This is a genomic window from Rhodococcus sp. IEGM 1409, from assembly GCF_030056735.1.
Taxonomy (GTDB): domain Bacteria; phylum Actinomycetota; class Actinomycetes; order Mycobacteriales; family Mycobacteriaceae; genus Rhodococcus_F.
The window spans coordinates 126794-141468 of the sequence record NZ_JASHKN010000010.1 but is presented as its reverse complement, the minus strand read 5'-3'; the positions used below and the strand labels follow the sequence as shown (position 1 = coordinate 141468).

General features: G+C 61.0%; 14 protein-coding genes. 8 read left to right on the top strand and 6 right to left on the bottom strand.

The window, feature by feature from the left end; translation table 11 throughout:
- Window positions 1–12: 12 nt before the first annotated feature.
- Window positions 13–1200 (bottom strand): acetylornithine deacetylase, encoded by a 1188-nt coding sequence (gene argE / locus QM716_RS23640; protein WP_283306570.1) that lies wholly within the window; start codon window positions 1198–1200, stop codon window positions 13–15.
- A 111-nt stretch (window positions 1201–1311) separates the two neighbouring features.
- On the opposite strand from argE, the gene QM716_RS23635 reads away from it, so the two are divergent.
- The 5 genes from QM716_RS23635 (at window position 1312) to QM716_RS23615 (ending at window position 5545) form a co-directional block, all read left to right on the top strand.
- Window positions 1312–2379, top strand: a complete 1068-nt coding sequence (locus QM716_RS23635; protein ID WP_283306568.1) for an Lrp/AsnC family transcriptional regulator — start codon at window positions 1312–1314, stop codon at window positions 2377–2379.
- A 51-nt stretch (window positions 2380–2430) separates the two neighbouring features.
- Window positions 2431–2991, top strand: coding sequence for a TIGR03086 family metal-binding protein (locus QM716_RS23630; RefSeq protein ID WP_283306567.1), 561 nt, complete (start codon window positions 2431–2433; stop codon window positions 2989–2991).
- Window positions 2992–3042: 51 nt separating this feature from the next.
- Entirely contained in the window at window positions 3043–3651 is a 609-nt protein-coding gene (locus QM716_RS23625) for a TetR/AcrR family transcriptional regulator (protein ID WP_283306565.1), read from the top strand.
- 1 nt (window position 3652) lies between these two features.
- Window positions 3653–4549, top strand: coding sequence for a tRNA glutamyl-Q(34) synthetase GluQRS (gene gluQRS / locus QM716_RS23620; RefSeq protein WP_283306564.1), 897 nt, complete (start codon window positions 3653–3655; stop codon window positions 4547–4549).
- Between the two features lie 255 nt (window positions 4550–4804).
- Window positions 4805–5545 carry an EAL domain-containing protein gene (locus QM716_RS23615; RefSeq protein ID WP_283306563.1) on the top strand — a complete coding sequence of 247 codons (741 nt, stop codon included), beginning with the start codon at window positions 4805–4807 and terminating at the stop codon, window positions 5543–5545.
- 62 nt (window positions 5546–5607) lie between these two features.
- Here the strand turns inward: QM716_RS23615 and QM716_RS23610 are convergent, their stop codons facing one another.
- Window positions 5608–6291: a DUF4190 domain-containing protein gene (locus QM716_RS23610; RefSeq protein WP_283306562.1), complete on the bottom strand. Its 684-nt coding sequence runs from the start codon at window positions 6289–6291 to the stop codon at window positions 5608–5610.
- Between the two features lie 130 nt (window positions 6292–6421).
- On the opposite strand from QM716_RS23610, the gene QM716_RS29420 reads away from it, so the two are divergent.
- The 3 genes from QM716_RS29420 (at window position 6422) to QM716_RS23595 (ending at window position 8961) form a co-directional block, all read left to right on the top strand.
- Window positions 6422–7135, top strand: a complete 714-nt coding sequence (locus QM716_RS29420) for an RDD family protein (RefSeq protein WP_502942128.1) — start codon at window positions 6422–6424, stop codon at window positions 7133–7135.
- Window positions 7136–7143: 8 nt separating this feature from the next.
- Complete coding sequence (locus QM716_RS23600) at window positions 7144–8109, top strand: hypothetical protein (RefSeq protein WP_283306561.1); 966 nt, start codon at window positions 7144–7146, stop codon at window positions 8107–8109.
- A 117-nt stretch (window positions 8110–8226) separates the two neighbouring features.
- Window positions 8227–8961 (top strand): queuosine precursor transporter, encoded by a 735-nt coding sequence (locus QM716_RS23595; RefSeq protein WP_283306560.1) that lies wholly within the window; start codon window positions 8227–8229, stop codon window positions 8959–8961.
- Here the strand turns inward: QM716_RS23595 and tgt are convergent.
- Genes tgt through QM716_RS23575 form a run of 4 tightly spaced genes read right to left on the bottom strand, consistent with a single transcriptional unit; the run spans window position 8952 to window position 14648 of the window.
- Window positions 8952–10241 carry a tRNA guanosine(34) transglycosylase Tgt gene (tgt, locus tag QM716_RS23590; protein WP_283306559.1) on the bottom strand — a complete coding sequence of 430 codons (1290 nt, stop codon included), beginning with the start codon at window positions 10239–10241 and terminating at the stop codon, window positions 8952–8954. The genes QM716_RS23595 and tgt overlap by 10 nt on opposite strands.
- 54 nt (window positions 10242–10295) lie before the next feature.
- Window positions 10296–10964 carry a GOLPH3/VPS74 family protein gene (locus QM716_RS23585; RefSeq protein WP_283306558.1) on the bottom strand — a complete coding sequence of 223 codons (669 nt, stop codon included), beginning with the start codon at window positions 10962–10964 and terminating at the stop codon, window positions 10296–10298.
- Window positions 10965–10986: 22 nt separating this feature from the next.
- Entirely contained in the window at window positions 10987–12918 is a 1932-nt protein-coding gene (locus tag QM716_RS23580; RefSeq protein WP_283306557.1) for an ABC transporter ATP-binding protein, read from the bottom strand.
- On the bottom strand, window positions 12915–14648 hold the full coding sequence (locus QM716_RS23575) for an ABC transporter ATP-binding protein (protein ID WP_283306556.1): 1734 nt from the start codon (window positions 14646–14648) through the stop codon (window positions 12915–12917). Before QM716_RS23575 ends, QM716_RS23580 begins: the two co-directional genes overlap by 4 nt.
- Between the last annotated feature and the right edge of the window lie 27 nt (window positions 14649–14675).

The following is a 14675-nucleotide window of genomic DNA, read 5'->3' as shown; positions in this document are numbered from 1 at the left end:
TCGGGGGGTGGATCAGGCGCGGGCGTGAGCGATGACGCTCCGAACGAACTGCTCGCACTGTGCCAATTGGTCAAGAGCCACGTATTCGTCGGGTGCATGAGCCTGCGTGATACTTCCCGGTCCGCACACCACAGTGGGGACGCCGATACTCGCGAACATGCCGGCCTCGGTGGCGTAGGCGACCTTTTCGTCCGTGGGCCGACCGCCCCACTGTTCGACCAGTGCAGCCGCCGAAGCATTCGCATCCGTCTCCAGCGGAGGAACCGAGGCCGACACGTGCATCGTCACGGAGGCCGACGGATTCTCTTCCCGCATCAATGCTTCGATCCGATTCGCCTCGGTGGAAAAGCGTTCGAGCAGATCCGCGGCGCCTGCTGTGCTGATGCTCCTGAACTCGAAAGTGATGGAACAATCCTCGGGCACTGTATTGACTGCTATTCCGCCGGATACGAGATTGACCGAGCATGTTGTCCAGGCCACGTCGAACGCGTCGTCGTACGGACCGGACGAACGGAGTTCGTCGGCCACGCTTCTGACAAATCGAATCAACTCGGCGCCGTATTCGATCGCATTCACCCCTTGGGGAGTGAGCGACGAGTGGGCCGAAACCCCCTGCAGATCAACATGTATGACGTTCATCGACTTGTGCGCGCGAATGACTCGCATCTCCGACGGCTCTCCGACAATGCACACTTCAGGTCGCAGGTTCAGGGTACCGATCTCGTCGACCAACCCTGCCGCACCGATGCAGCCGACTTCTTCGTCGTAGGAGAAAGCAAAGTGAATCGGCTTCGCCAGTGGCCGAGCAACAATGTCGGGGATCGAAGCGACCACAATCCCGATGAACGACTTCATGTCGCACGTGCCGCGTCCGTACAGACTTCCGTCGCGAATTTCGGGGGTGAAAGGGTCGCTGCTCCAGTCTTGATCGTCGACCGGCACAACGTCTGTGTGGCCGGAGAACATCACACCACCGGAAGTACTTCCGTCAGGAGGCGTGAACGTGGCCAATAAGTTGAACTTGGTTCCCTCGTCGTCGGGAACAAGTACCGGCTCGACCCCATGTCGACGTAGTTCCGCAGCGACGAGATCTATCAACGGTCGATTGCTCACGGCACTCGTCGTATCGATACCGACGAGGCGCTGCACCCACTCGAGGCTCCTCTCGGTCGGAACGGCGGACAACGTGGTGGACGGCATCAGGATTCTCCTCTCACAGCAGGAACGCGGTGGGCACTTGCCACCGCGTTCTGCCCTTCGAGCATGAATGAAGTGATCCCAGACACAATGAAGATGCACGATACTTGCACGATGATCGAACAAACGCAGGATTCCGCCGTGCTCGACGACGTCGACCTCGCCTTGATCAATTGCCTGCAACTCGACCCGCGAGCGTCGTGGCGCACGGTTGGTGACGCGCTCAAAGTTGATCCGGTCACCGTCGCGCGGCGCTGGCAGCGGCTACAGGACTCCGGCACCGCCTGGGTCTCCGCAAGGGCAACCGGCCACGGCCGTCCGGAATCGTGTCTGGCTTTAGTGGAAGTCGACTGCACGACTTCGTACGCCTTGGCGATTGCGGAACGACTCGCCCTCTGGCCGCAGGTGCTGAGCGTCGAACACACAAGCGGCCCAGGCGACTTGACTCTTCTCGTCGAGGTCAGAGACATGGCTTTCCTGTCTCGTTTCATGCTTCGTTCGCTCGCGTCGGTGCCCGGAATCGTCAGTTCGCGTGCACATCTCGTCACCGAGGTCTTCGCTATCGGCGACGACTGGAAGTTGCAGGTACTCGATGCCACGCAGCGGGCGGTGATGACGGACCGGCCTGTGCGCTACAAATATGCACCGACGGATCAGCGCCATCACGGGAAGTCGTTCGACGCGGTCGATCGCCAGTTGATCTTGAAGCTGGGCGAGGACGGTCGATCATCGATTGCAGAGCTCACGGTCGGTACCGGCCTCAGCGAAAGTACCGTCAGGCGGCGACTTGCCGAATTGACGTCGCGCAACCAGATCGTGTTCCGCTGCGACGTGTCTCTGCCGTTGTCCGGCTGGCCCCTCGTGACCTGGGTGTGGGGATATGTCGATCCCACGGACCGGTCGACGATTCGTGCGCTGGTGGAGCGAGTGCCGGGAACACGGGTGTGCATGCGGATATCCGGAGGCCGGGCCAACACATTGCTCGCGATCGCCGCCCATTCTCTGCGTGAAACCCCCATTACCGAGATGCAACTCGCCCAAGAGGCGCCGGGTTTGGTGGTGTTGAACAGATCGGTGGTGCTGCGATCCATGAAAAGGGTCGGCCGACTTCTCGACGACGAAGGAAAGAGCGCCGGTGTCGTACCGATGGATATCTGGGCGGACGCTCCGGAGATCGAATGAATGTCCGAAATAATCAATCACGACGCTCCGCGGTGGAGAAGGATTGACGTCATGACTTCAACAGAGATCTCCCCCGCCCAACGCTATCGGGATCTGGCCGCCGGATTCACGGCGCGGATCGACGCCGTACCCGCCGATCGCTGGGACAGCGATTCCCCCTGCGAGGGCTGGACCGCCCGCGACGTGGTGAGACACGTGCTCGACAGCGAAAGAGACATGGTCAAGGTAGTCGGCCTGGAATTGGCGTCGGGCCCGTCGGTTGACGACGACCCGTCGGCAGCCTGGGCGGCCGTCCGCGATTCGATGCAGGCAATTTTGGACGATCCGGCAAAGTCCACCCTCGAATACGACGGGCACTTCGGCAGGACCAACCTCGGGGCCACGGTCGAGGGTTTTTTGTGTTTCGATCTGGTCATCCACGGCTGGGACCTCGCGGCCGCAACCGGCACCGATACAACGATGCGAGACGCGGACGTGGACTGGGTGTCGGAGATCGCCGCGGGCCTGGGCGACTCGATCCGCATGAGCGGCGTGTGCGGCCCGGAAATACAGGCTCCGGACAACGCTGACAAAGCGACGAAACTCCTTGCCTTCCTCGGCCGGAAAGCGTGAAAAAGTACCCCTGACGTGGGCATTACTTCCATACACATGTAATGTCGCGGTATGCCAGAGCGTCGAAAATCCTCCACGAGTCCAGACCTGCTTGCGGCGGCATTGTTCGACGTCGCCGCGGAATCCGGACTGGAAAATGCCAGCGTTCGCGAGGTCGCAAAACGGGCGGGCGTCTCGATCGGCGCAGTGCAACATCATTTCTCGACCAAGGACGAGATGTTCGCATTCGCACTGCGAACACTCGTCGATAGATTGTTGACAAGACTGGCCGAGTCGTCCGCCGAGGCGGACCCGCATACCTCTCTTTTCCAGGCACTCTCGCAACTCCTGCCCCTCGACGAACAACGCACGCGCGAGGCACATGTGCTCGCCGCATTTGCCGTGCGTGCCGCAACCAGTGAGTCACTCTCCGAAATCCGCCGGACAACTCTGTTCACAATCCGCACCGGCATCTCGACGGTCCTGATCGGGATCGGAACCCCGGAAGCGGAAACCAGAGCGGCACTTCTACTTTCCACCGTCAACGGGTTGGCACTCGACGCACTCGGAAGCCCCTCCATGTATCCGCCGCAGTACCTCGATCACGCTTTGGAAACCCAGATCCGCCTCACCCTGCACGACGCCGAGAATCCACTCGCCTCCGTCGGGCTCGCCAGCTGACGTGGCAGGAGCAGGACGCTTCGCGCCGAGTCCGTCCGGCGATCTCCATCTGGGAAACCTGCGGACCGCCCTCTTGGCCTGGCTGTTCGCCCGCACCAGCGGGCGCGACTTCCTCATTCGGGTCGAGGATCTCGACCGTGTCCGACCCGGCGCGATGGATCGACAACTCGACGATCTGCGCACGCTCGGCCTCACCTGGGACGGCCCAGTCGTCTTACAGTCACACCGTCTTCCCTTGTACCACAAGGCTATCGACCTATTACGTGATCGTGACCTGACCTATCCTTGCTTCTGCACACGCAAGGAGATCCTGCAGGCACCGTCCGCTCCCCACGCTCCCGATGGCGCCTACCCCGGCACGTGTCGGAACCTGTCGGAGGCCGAACGCGCCGAGAAATCGGCAAGCGGCCGAACCCCCGCGCTGAGGCTACGGGCCGGCATCGACTCGTTCACCGTGCACGACGAACTGTTCGGCGAGGTGACGGGACAAGTCGACGACGTCGTCCTGCTCCGCGGTGACGGAGTACCCGCTTACAACCTCGCCGTTGTCGTCGACGACGGCGCCCAGAACATCGACCAGGTGGTCCGAGGCGACGACCTCCTGACCTCGGCTCCACGCCAGGCCTACCTTGCTCGACTGCTCGACATCGAACCACCGTCGTACGCGCACGTTCCTCTCGCTTTGAACAGTGAAGGCAAACGACTCGCGAAGCGCGACGGCGCGGTGACTCTTGCAGATCAACTCGAGGCCGGACGCAGTGCCGAGCAGGTGTTGACGATGATCGCATCGAGCATCGGCATCGCCGAACCCGGCGAAGTTGTCACACCACCACTATTGGCGGATCGATTCAATTCTCGGAAGATCCCCCGGACCCCGTGGATTTTCCCAGCGAAGTAAGTAAGGGATCAATTGGCACTTCGTCGGTACAAAGGGTCGATTGTCCGATGTGACAAAGCCGTCAGCAATAGCTATTCGTTGGCAATTCTCGAATAGTGAAGTACGGTCGAGACTGGCGAAGGCAATTCAGGGCGAGCGGTCCCTGCAAAACTACGCCCGGGATCTGAACCTGGAATCCGACCGCAGTACCCACTTGCAGCATCCACGCTGACACGCACGTGCGGCACGGGCGACTCAGGACGAAAAGGAATACGCATGGTCCGCGAGCTTCGCGAGGCACTCGACGACCATCAATTCGAGGTGTTGTATCAACCCCAGGTCAATCTGAACTCGTCAGCAATTATCAGCTATGAAGCCCTTCTGCGGTGGCGCCATCCACTTCGAGGGTTGATCGAGCCTCAAGATTTCATGCGCTCCGCCGAGTCTTCCGGACTCATCATTCCCATCGGATTACAAGCTCTGGACATGATTTGCGCCCAAACAGCGTCGTGGCCTGAGCACATGATGGTCGCGGTCAACTTTTCGCCTCGCCAACTCGCTACCCCGCACGCCGCTCACGAAATCCTCGGAGCGCTCCACAGTTCAGAAACCCCACTGAGCAGAATTATCGTGGAAGTCACCGAACTCGGCGTCGTGGGTCGGCATGCCGCCGAGACCCTTCACATACTGCACAACGAAGGAATTCGAATTGCCCTCGATGATTTCGGGGCGGGCTTCGCATCGTTCTCCGCGTTATCGGAATTGCCGCTCGACATTCTCAAGATCGACCAATCGTTGACCTGGGCCGTCAGCGCAGCGGGTCGTGCTGGAGATCGCGCCTTCATGGTGATGGAGTCCATCGCCGACATCGCTCGGAAGCTCGGTCTGGATTCGATAGCCGAGGGCGTCGAAACCGCCGAACACACAGCCAACGTCTTGCGAGCCGGCTGCGACATGGGCCAAGGCTATTACTTCGGGAAGCCACTTCCTGCGTCGTCCATCGTCACACTCGTGTAAGCCCTGGTCACTTCAGTACGACGCCCACTTCAGTACGACGCCCACTTCAGTACGACGCCACTTCAGTACGACGACGATGCACTCGCCATGAGTGCGACTACGAGAATCACGGCAAAAAAGGCCAGGAAAACCGCTCCGACCGCAATTCCGGCTATCGCAAGCCCGCGTCCCTCTTGACCTGTCTGCTTGATCTGATTGAGCGCGACAATACCCAGAATGATTCCGACGATTCCGCCGACACTGTAGAAGCAACCGCCTGCAAGCGATACAACCAGCGATGCAATTGCGAGACCATTGGTGCCGACCGGCTGCATCGGTGGTGCGTACCCACCCGCGAATTGATTCGGTTGACCGTACGGGTTCGGAGGTTGGCCGTACTGAGCCTGTCCGTATTGAGCCTGTCCGTATTGAGCCTGTCCGTATTGAGCCTGTCCGTATTGTCCGGGTTGCTGATATTGATTCGGCTGATATTGATTCGGCGGTCCGAAATTCTGCGGCGGCAGGTACGGGTTGGGTTCACCAATTCCACCCGGCTGGGGCATATTACCGGGCGGGTTGTACGACGGCGGCGGATAACCCGGGTACTGCTCGTTGGGAGTGGTATATCCGGGAACTTCAGATGAAGACTGCGTTTCGGACGGGGACACGCCGTACCCTTCGGGCGGCAGGCTCGGAAATTCTCCGTATCCAGGTTTTGCCTGGTAATCGCTCGAAGAATCGTCGTTGTTGCCCCCGGAACTCGTCATACAACGCAGCCTAAACCACAGGTGACCTCCGAATCCAAGTGAGCAGATGTCATCCCCATAGCTCTTTGATCCCAGTAGGGTCATATCCACTGTCACACTCGAGCGCGATATTTACGACTGAGGGGAACACATGACAACCGGTGGGTACGACCCCAACCAGAATCCAGAGGGCGGAAAGCAATTCCCACCCCAGGATCCATATGGCCAGCAGGGAACACCTCCTCCCGGAAGTTACCCACCTCCCGCCGGCCCCCCGCAAGGCGGAAGCTACCCGCCGCCTCCACAGGGTGGAAACTTCCCGCCTCCTCAAGGTGGCAACTACCCGCCGCCCGGTGGATACCCGCCGCCTCCGCAGGGTGGCAGCTTTCCGCCGCCGCCGCAGTTCAACGACCAGGGTGCGTACGGCGGAGGAAACCGGCTGCCCTCTGGCGCCGAAGCCGGTGGACTGGGTATTCGATTTGGCGCTCGCCTTATCGACTACATCATTCTCGGCATAGTGGTCGGGCTCCTGATCGTCTTCGTCGACTCGGGATACTGGATAACAGGCCTGCTGACTGCCCTCCTGACATTCGCCTATTTCGTTGGGTTCGAGGTCACACAAGGTTGGACTCCAGGCAAGAAGCTCCTTGGGCTATCGGTGAAGGCCCCGGGAGGCGCGGGCCTTCCCACTCCGCAGCAGTCCGCAATTCGCAACGCATTCAACCTCTTGTCGATCATTCCGATCATCGGAGGACTTCTCTCGCTTGTTGCGTACGTCCTCATCGCGGTCACGATCAACAACAGCCCCACCAAGCAGGGCAAGCATGACGAGCTCGCTGGTGGAACTCAGGTAGTCAAGGGCTAGGTGCGTATATGACAACCGGTGGGCAAGACCCCAACCAGAACCCAGAGGACGGGAAGCAATTCCCGCCCCAGGATCCCTACGGCCAGCAGGGAACGCCTCCTCCCGGGAGCTATCCCCCGCCGGCGGGGCCTCCGCAGGGCGGAAGCTACCCGCCCCCCGGTGGATACCCGCCACCGCCTCAAGGTGGCAACTACCCGCCGCCAGGTGGATACCCGCCGCCGCCTCAAGGTGGAAGCTATCCCCCTCCCGGCGGAAACTATCCGCCGCCTGGCGGCTACCCGCCACCTCCCGGAGGCGGCAACTTCCCGCCGCCGCCCGCCAATGACTACGGTGCAGGATTCGGTGGACCGCAGCTTTCCGTGGGCGCTGCAATTTCCTACGGCTGGAACAAGTTCAAAGACAACGCATTGGTTTGGATCGGAATCTCGATCATCGCGTTCTTGATCGCCGGCCTTATCCAGGGCGCTTTCAACGGCTTTGACTACACCAACACAGAGTTCAGCGCGCTGTCCATTGTGGGTGGATTGGTCACCGCCATCGTCGGCTACATCATCCAAGCCGCATTCCTCCGCGGAGCATTGAGCGAATTGGATGGAATCAAGCCGGCCTTCGGTACCTTCTTCCAATTCACCAACATCGGCGCAGTTGTTCTCGGCGGTTTCCTTGTAGCCGTAGCCACCTACGTCGGTTTGGCTCTCTGCATTATTCCCGGCATCATCGCGGCGTTCCTGCTCTACTACACGCTGACCTTCATCGTGGACAAGAACCAGGATGCGATTTCGGGCATCAAGTCGAGCTACGCGTTGACATCGTCGAACGTCGGAACCTTGATCCTGCTGGCGCTCGCTCTGATCGGTATCAACATCGTTGGTGCGCTCCTGTGTTTGATCGGGCTTCTGGTGACGGCACCCGTCGCGTTGATCGCCAGTACCTACGCATACCGCGTGCTGACCGGCGGTCACGTAGCTGCCTGATCAGTTCGTTTGCATCACTGAAGGCCCTGCGGTTCCACGTGAAACCGCAGGGCCTTCGGTGTGTTCTGCGCAACTGGACGGTCGCCAACTCGCATCCGAGCGCCTTGTGGTGCTTGGATGACGGACGTGACAGCTCAGGATCAGCAAGACGAATCGACCCACGAAACCAAATTTGCGCACGTCAGCCGGGGTTATTACCCGACGATCGTCGCGCTGTTCACCGCGACACTGCTGATCTCGAATGTGGCGGCGACCAAAGGGGTCGCCTTTTTCGCGGATTCCGAGTTCTCGCTCGGCCCCTTGCAGATTCTTCCTGTCATCACCGACGGTGGTTTCTTCCTGTTCCCGCTCGCCTATGTTCTCGGTGACGTACTCAGTGAGGTCTACGGCTTCAAAGCCACCCGGCGTGCGATCTACCTGGGCTTCGGCGCACTGATCCTTGCTGCCGCGTGTTTCTGGATCGCCGTGCAACTCCCGTCGGCGGCGTTCTACGAGAATCAGGCCGCCCTCGAAACCGTAGTGGGCGTCATTCCCCGGCTACTGGTCGCAGGTTTGGCCGCCTATCTCGTCGGTCAGCTCCTGAACTCCCTAGTGCTGGTCATGATGAAGAAGCGCATGCAGGAGAAGCACCTGTGGGCGCGCCTGATCGGCTCGACCGTCGTCGGCGAATTCGCCGATACCCTCATCTTCTGTTCCATCGCGGCCGGTGTCATCGGCATCAGTACGTGGGAAGACTTCATCAACTACGTGCTGGTCGGCTTCCTGTGGAAGACGCTTGTCGAGGTACTGGTCATGCCGATCACCTACCGCGTCATCGCCTACGTGAAGAAGCGCGAACCGACCTACGCCTGAGGTGCAGGCGTCTTCGCCGCGTAGAACTTTCCGAGCATGTCCGCTTTGAAGTCGTGGAAGTACCCGCCTTCGATGCTGGCTCGGATGTCGTCGACCAACTTCACGGTGAACCGCTCGTTGTGGATGGTGCAGAGCGTCGACGCGAGCATTTCCTTCGCCTTGAAGAGGTGATGGATGTACGCGCGGGTGTAGTTGGCGCAGGTGTAGCAGTCGCACTCGTCGTCGATAGGTGTGAAGTCACGGCGGAACCGGCTGGTGTTGATGTTGAATCGGCCGGAGCGGACGTAAATCGCGGCATTGCGAGCAACACGCGACGGGTTGACGCAGTCGAAGGTGTCCGCACCGTTCTCGATTGCGACGAAGAAGTCGTCCGGTTCGCTGATGCCGAGCATGTGACGCGGCTTGTTCTCGGGTAGTTCCTCGTTGCACCAGCGCACGATCGTGCCGAGGTTCTGCTTCTCCAAGGCACCGCCGATGCCGTAACCGTCGAAGCCGTATCCGTTCTCGCCTTCGATCGACTCGAGGCCACGGCAGGCCTGACGACGCAGATCTTCGTACTGCGCGCCTTGGATCACGCCGAAGAGTGCCTGGTAGGGCTTGTCGGCGCGTTCGGCGGTGAGCTTCTCGTGCTCGTTGATGCAGCGGATTGCCCACGCCTGCGTGCGCTCAACCGATCGCTCCTGGTAACCGCGCGTGTTGAGCAGCGTGGTGAGCTCGTCGAACGCGAACATGATGTCGGCGCCGAGCTGATGCTGGATCTGCATCGACACCTCGGGGGTGAAGCGATGCTTGCTGCCGTCGAGGTGCGATTTGAACGTCACGCCCTCGTCGTCGACCGTCGCGAGACGCTCCTTGCCCTTCGCGATGACGTCGTCGGACTGCACGCCGACGGCTTCCATCGCGAGAACCTTCTTGAACCCGACGCCCAGCGACATGACCTGGAAGCCACCGCTGTCGGTGAAGGTGGGCCCGTCCCAGTTCATGAACTTGCCCAGCCCGCCGGCCTCGTCGACGATGTCGGGTCCCGGCTGCAGGTACAGGTGGTACGCGTTGGCGAGCAACGACTGCGCACCGAGTTCCTTCATGGACTCGGGCAGCACGGCTTTGACCGTCGCCTTGGTTCCGACGGCCACGAACGACGGTGTCGCGATGTCGCCGTGCGGTGTGTGGATGGTGCCGGTTCGTCCGAGCCTGTCCTCGAGCCTCGTCCCAATGGTGAAAATCGACTCGGGACGCTTGTCGACGACGGGCACGGGCGGTGTCGGTACTGCAGAAGTCACGGGCTCAATCCTGTCACAGCTGCAGAAAGGGCCACGTCCTGCAGTATCGCCCCGTCACGATCCCGAAGATGCCGACGCCGCAATTGTTGCGGTGAGCGCAGCGGTGGTGGCTGCCTGCGTCGCGGCGATCGACTGCCGCACTGCCTCGCTCGCCCAGTTTCCCTGCGAGAGCACCTTCGCTTGCGCTTTAGCTGCCTTGAACTGATCAGCCGGAACGATCACTTTGAGCATGTTCGCGCCTGCCAGGATCGACACCAATGCGCCTTCGGCGGGAGTGGGTTGGCGGACACCCAGCAGAATGTCACGCAGCGCGCAGCGGAGTTGATCCTCGTACCGCGGGTTGGTTGCCGGCCATCTGACGCTCGGAAAGATCCCGAGCACTTGATATTCCACGGCCGTCACAATTCCGCGGGCTCGCATGCCGGCATAGAGCGCCTTCCGTGCGCCCTTCGCAAGTCGATTCACCACCGCAGTCGGCCGGGCCGGTGGCTTCTCGGCCAACCTCGCCAATGCAGCATTGAGAGTGGGATCCGCGAGTGGCCGATTGTCGATGATGGCCACCCGCGCCCGCCATCCGGAGCCGTCGAGGCGGACGCGGTCGGCAAGGACGAGTTCGACCAGCAGCGCACCTCCGAGCGCAACGTCTACGTAGGACGACGAACGCAGCAGCTTTCCGCTCGCGTCGTCGGTGGCAAGCAACAGCAGATCCTCGGCAATCAGCATGCTCACCACCGTAGTAGCGCGATTAGATCTCCGCGCCCACGAACTGGCTGTTGTACAGACGGAAGTACGCGCCGCGGGATTCGAGCAGAGCTTCATGGCTCCCCTGCTCCACGATCCGGCCGTCCTCCATCACCACGATCAGGTTTGCATCACGAATTGTCGAAAGACGGTGTGCGATGACAAAGCTGGTGCGGTCGCTGCGCAGAACCGCCGTGGCGCTCTGGACGAGTAGTTCGGTGCGCGTGTCCACCGAACTGGTCGCCTCGTCGAGGATCAGGATGGACGGCTGCGAGATGAAGGCTCGGGCGATGGTGATGAGCTGCTTCTCGCCGGCACTGACGTTGCTGCCTTCCTCGTCGATGACCGTGTCGTAGCCCTCGGGCAGGGAGTGCACGAACTTGTCGACGTAGCTCATCTCGGCTGCGCGACGAATCTCCTCGTCGGTGGCACCGGGCTTGCCGTACGCGATGTTTTCGCGGATTGTTCCACCGAACAGCCACGCGTCCTGCAGAACCATGCCGATGCGTGAACGCAGATCGTCTCGTGTCATGTCGGCGATGTCGACGCCGTCCAAAGTGATTCGGCCCGAATTGAGTTCGTAGAACCGCAGGATGAGGTTGACGAGGGTGGTCTTGCCGGCGCCGGTCGGGCCGACGATCGCCACCATCTGACCCGGCTCGGCGGTCAGGGACAAGTCCTCGATCAGCGGCTGTTCCGGCTTGTAGCTGAACGTGACGTTCTCGAACTTGACGCGGCCCTTGTCGACCGTGGGCGACTTCGCGCCCTTCGGGTCCTCCGACTGCTCCTCTTGGTCGAGCAGCGCAAAAACACGCTCGGCCGAAGCGACGCCGGACTGCAGCAGATTGGTCATCGACGCAATCTGCGTGAGCGGCTGCGTGAACTGCCGCGAGTACTGGATGAACGCCTGCACGTCGCCGAGCGTCATCGTTCCGGATGCGACGCGCATGCCACCCACCACTGCGATGGCAACGTAGTTGAGGTTGCCGAGGAACATCACGGCCGGCATGACCAGACCGGAGATGAACTGCGCCTTGAAGCTGGACTCGTACAGATCCTCGTTCTGCTTGCGGAAGCGCTCCTCGACCTCCTGCTGACGGCCGAACACCTTGACCAACTCGTGGCCGCTGAATGCTTCCTCGACCTGCGCGTTGATTCCGCCGGTGCTCTTCCACTGCGCGACGAAGTGCTTCTGTGAACGCTTCGCGATGAACGCCGTGACCATGATCGACAGCGGAACAGTTGCCACCGCGATCAGGGCGAGCACCGGTGAGATCCACAGCATCATCACCAGAATGCCCAGGACGGTCATCACCGACATGACCAACTGGCTGAGCGTCTGCTGCAAGCTCTGCGCTACGTTGTCGATGTCATTGGTCACGCGTGAGAGAACATCACCGCGGGCATGAGTATCGAAGTACCGCAAGGGAAGTCGGTGAATCTTCTGCTCGACATCCTCGCGCAGTCGGCGAACGGTTCGCTGCACCACGATGTTGAGCAGATACGCCTGCAACCAACTGAACAGCGACGCACAGACGAACAGCAGCAGCACGATCATCAAGACCTTGCCGACGGCGTCGAAATCGATTCCGGTTCCGGGCACAACGGCCATGCCGGACACCATGTCCGCGAGCTGGCCCTGCCCCGACGCGCGCAACCCGTCCACAGCCTGTTCCTTTGTCGTCCCCGGCTGGAGTTGCTTGCTGACGATGCCGTCGAAGATCAGGTTGGTGGCATTTCCCAGGATTTTCGGAGCGATCGAGGAAAGTACGACGCTTACGGTCACCAAAGCGAAGATCAGGACGACAATCGGCTTGTCCGGGCTCAGGCGTCCGAGGAGACGCTTGAGAGAAGGGCCGAAGTTCATGGCCTTCTTGGTGGGATCGCCGCCGCCGGGTGGGCCGATGGGAGGCGAGGAAGTCGGTCGATTACTCATGATGCGTCCTGTACGGCTAGCTGAGAGGCGACAATTTCGCCGTAGGTGGGACAACTGACCACGAGTTCGTCGTGCGTGCCGATCCCCACGATGGCACCGTCGTCGAGCACGATGATCTGATCGGCCTCGACGATCGTGGAAATGCGCTGCGCGACAACGACGATGCACGCATCCTGAGTTACCGGCCGAAGCGCCGCACGCAGCCTCGCATCAGTAGTGAGGTCGAGTGCCGAGAAGGAATCGTCGAACAGATAGATCTGCGGCTTACGCACCAACGCTCTGGCGATGGCAAGTCGCTGACGCTGACCGCCCGATACAGTCGTACCGCCTTGTGCCACCGGTGTGTCCAGACCTTCGGGCATAGCACGGACGAAGTCGGCAGCTTGGGCGATCTCGAGGCACTCCCACAGCCATTCGTCGGTTGCTTCGGGGTTTCCGTAGCGAAGATTGGTGGCGACGGTGCCGGAGAACAGGTATGGCTTCTGCGGGACCAGACCGATCACCGAACAGAGCAACTCCGTGTCGATGTCGCGGACGTCGACGCCACCCACCGATACCGATCCGGAGGTGGAGTCGATCAATCGCGGAATCAGGTTGAGCAGAGTTGTCTTTCCCGATCCCGTACCGCCGATGATCGCTGTCGTCTTACCTGGTTCGGCGCGGAAAGTGATGTCGCGCAGTACGGGTTCTTCGGCTCCGGGGAACTGGAACTGAGCGCCACGAAGTTCGACGACGCCCGGGTCCTTCAGCTCTCGGACCGGATTCTCGGGCGGGATCACCGACGAATCCGTGTCGAGGACCTCGGAGATACGTTCGGCGCACACCGACGCACGCGGCAGCATCACAGCCATGAAGGTGGCCATCATCACGGCCATCAGGATCTGCATGATGTAGCTGAGCATCGCCGTGAGCGAGCCGATCTGCATCGAGCCCTCGTTGATCTGATGGCCACCGAACCAGATGACCGCGACGCTGGTGACGTTGCTGATCAGCATCACGAGCGGGAACATCAGTGCCATGAGGCGGCCGACGCCGAGTGCAGTCTCCGTCAGCTCGCGGTTGGCGTCGCCGAAACGCTCTACCTCGTACGGTTCCCGCACGAACGCTCGGACAACACGGATGCCCGTGATCTGTTCGCGAAGAACACGGTTGACGGAGTCGAGGCGGCCCTGCATGACTCGGAATCCGGGGACCATCCGGGCGATCAGGAAACCCATCGAGACAACGAGGAGCGGGACGCTGATCCCGAGGATCCACGACAGGTTCAGGTCCTGACGCAGAGCCATGATGATGCCGCCGACGCACATGATCGGCGCCATGACGAGGATGGTGCAACTCATCACGACCATCATCTGCACTTGCTGGACGTCGTTGGTGTTGCGGGTGATCAGCGAAGGCGCACCGAAGTGACCGACCTCCCTGGCCGAGAACGTCCCGACCTGATGCAGCACCGACGCTCGGAGGTCGCGTCCGACGCCCATGGCGACTCGCGCACCGAAGAAGACGGCGCCCACCGAGCACAGGATCTGCGTCAGCGTGACCATGAGCATCATCCCGCCGGTGGAGAGGATGTAGCCGGTGTCGCCTTTGGTCACGCCGTTGTCGATGATGTCGGCATTGAGACTCGGTAGGTAAAGGGCCGCCATAGTCGAAATAAACTGCAGGACGACAACGCCCGTGAGTTCACCCCGGTACGGCGTCAGATAAGTGCGCAGCAGCCTGATCAGCATAGTGAGCGAAGGTTACCAATCCTGGCC

Bases quoted from the DNA above. Each gene is read 5' to 3' on its own strand.
- argE (WP_283306570.1), bottom strand. From the start codon at position 1,200: ATGCCGTCCACCACGTTGTCCGCCGTTCCGACCGAGAGGAGCCTCGAG.
- QM716_RS23635 (WP_283306568.1), top strand. From the start codon at position 1,312: ATGATCGAACAAACGCAGGATTCCGCCGTGCTCGACGACGTCGACCTC.
- QM716_RS23630 (WP_283306567.1), top strand. From the start codon at position 2,431: ATGACTTCAACAGAGATCTCCCCCGCCCAACGCTATCGGGATCTGGCC.
- QM716_RS23625 (WP_283306565.1), top strand. From the start codon at position 3,043: ATGCCAGAGCGTCGAAAATCCTCCACGAGTCCAGACCTGCTTGCGGCG.
- QM716_RS23615 (WP_283306563.1), top strand. From the start codon at position 4,805: ATGGTCCGCGAGCTTCGCGAGGCACTCGACGACCATCAATTCGAGGTG.
- QM716_RS23610 (WP_283306562.1), bottom strand. From the start codon at position 6,291: ATGACGAGTTCCGGGGGCAACAACGACGATTCTTCGAGCGATTACCAG.
- QM716_RS29420 (WP_502942128.1), top strand. From the start codon at position 6,422: ATGACAACCGGTGGGTACGACCCCAACCAGAATCCAGAGGGCGGAAAG.
- QM716_RS23600 (WP_283306561.1), top strand. From the start codon at position 7,144: ATGACAACCGGTGGGCAAGACCCCAACCAGAACCCAGAGGACGGGAAG.
- QM716_RS23595 (WP_283306560.1), top strand. From the start codon at position 8,227: ATGACGGACGTGACAGCTCAGGATCAGCAAGACGAATCGACCCACGAA.
- QM716_RS23585 (WP_283306558.1), bottom strand. From the start codon at position 10,964: ATGCTGATTGCCGAGGATCTGCTGTTGCTTGCCACCGACGACGCGAGC.
- QM716_RS23580 (WP_283306557.1), bottom strand. From the start codon at position 12,918: ATGAGTAATCGACCGACTTCCTCGCCTCCCATCGGCCCACCCGGCGGC.
- QM716_RS23575 (WP_283306556.1), bottom strand. From the start codon at position 14,648: ATGCTGATCAGGCTGCTGCGCACTTATCTGACGCCGTACCGGGGTGAA.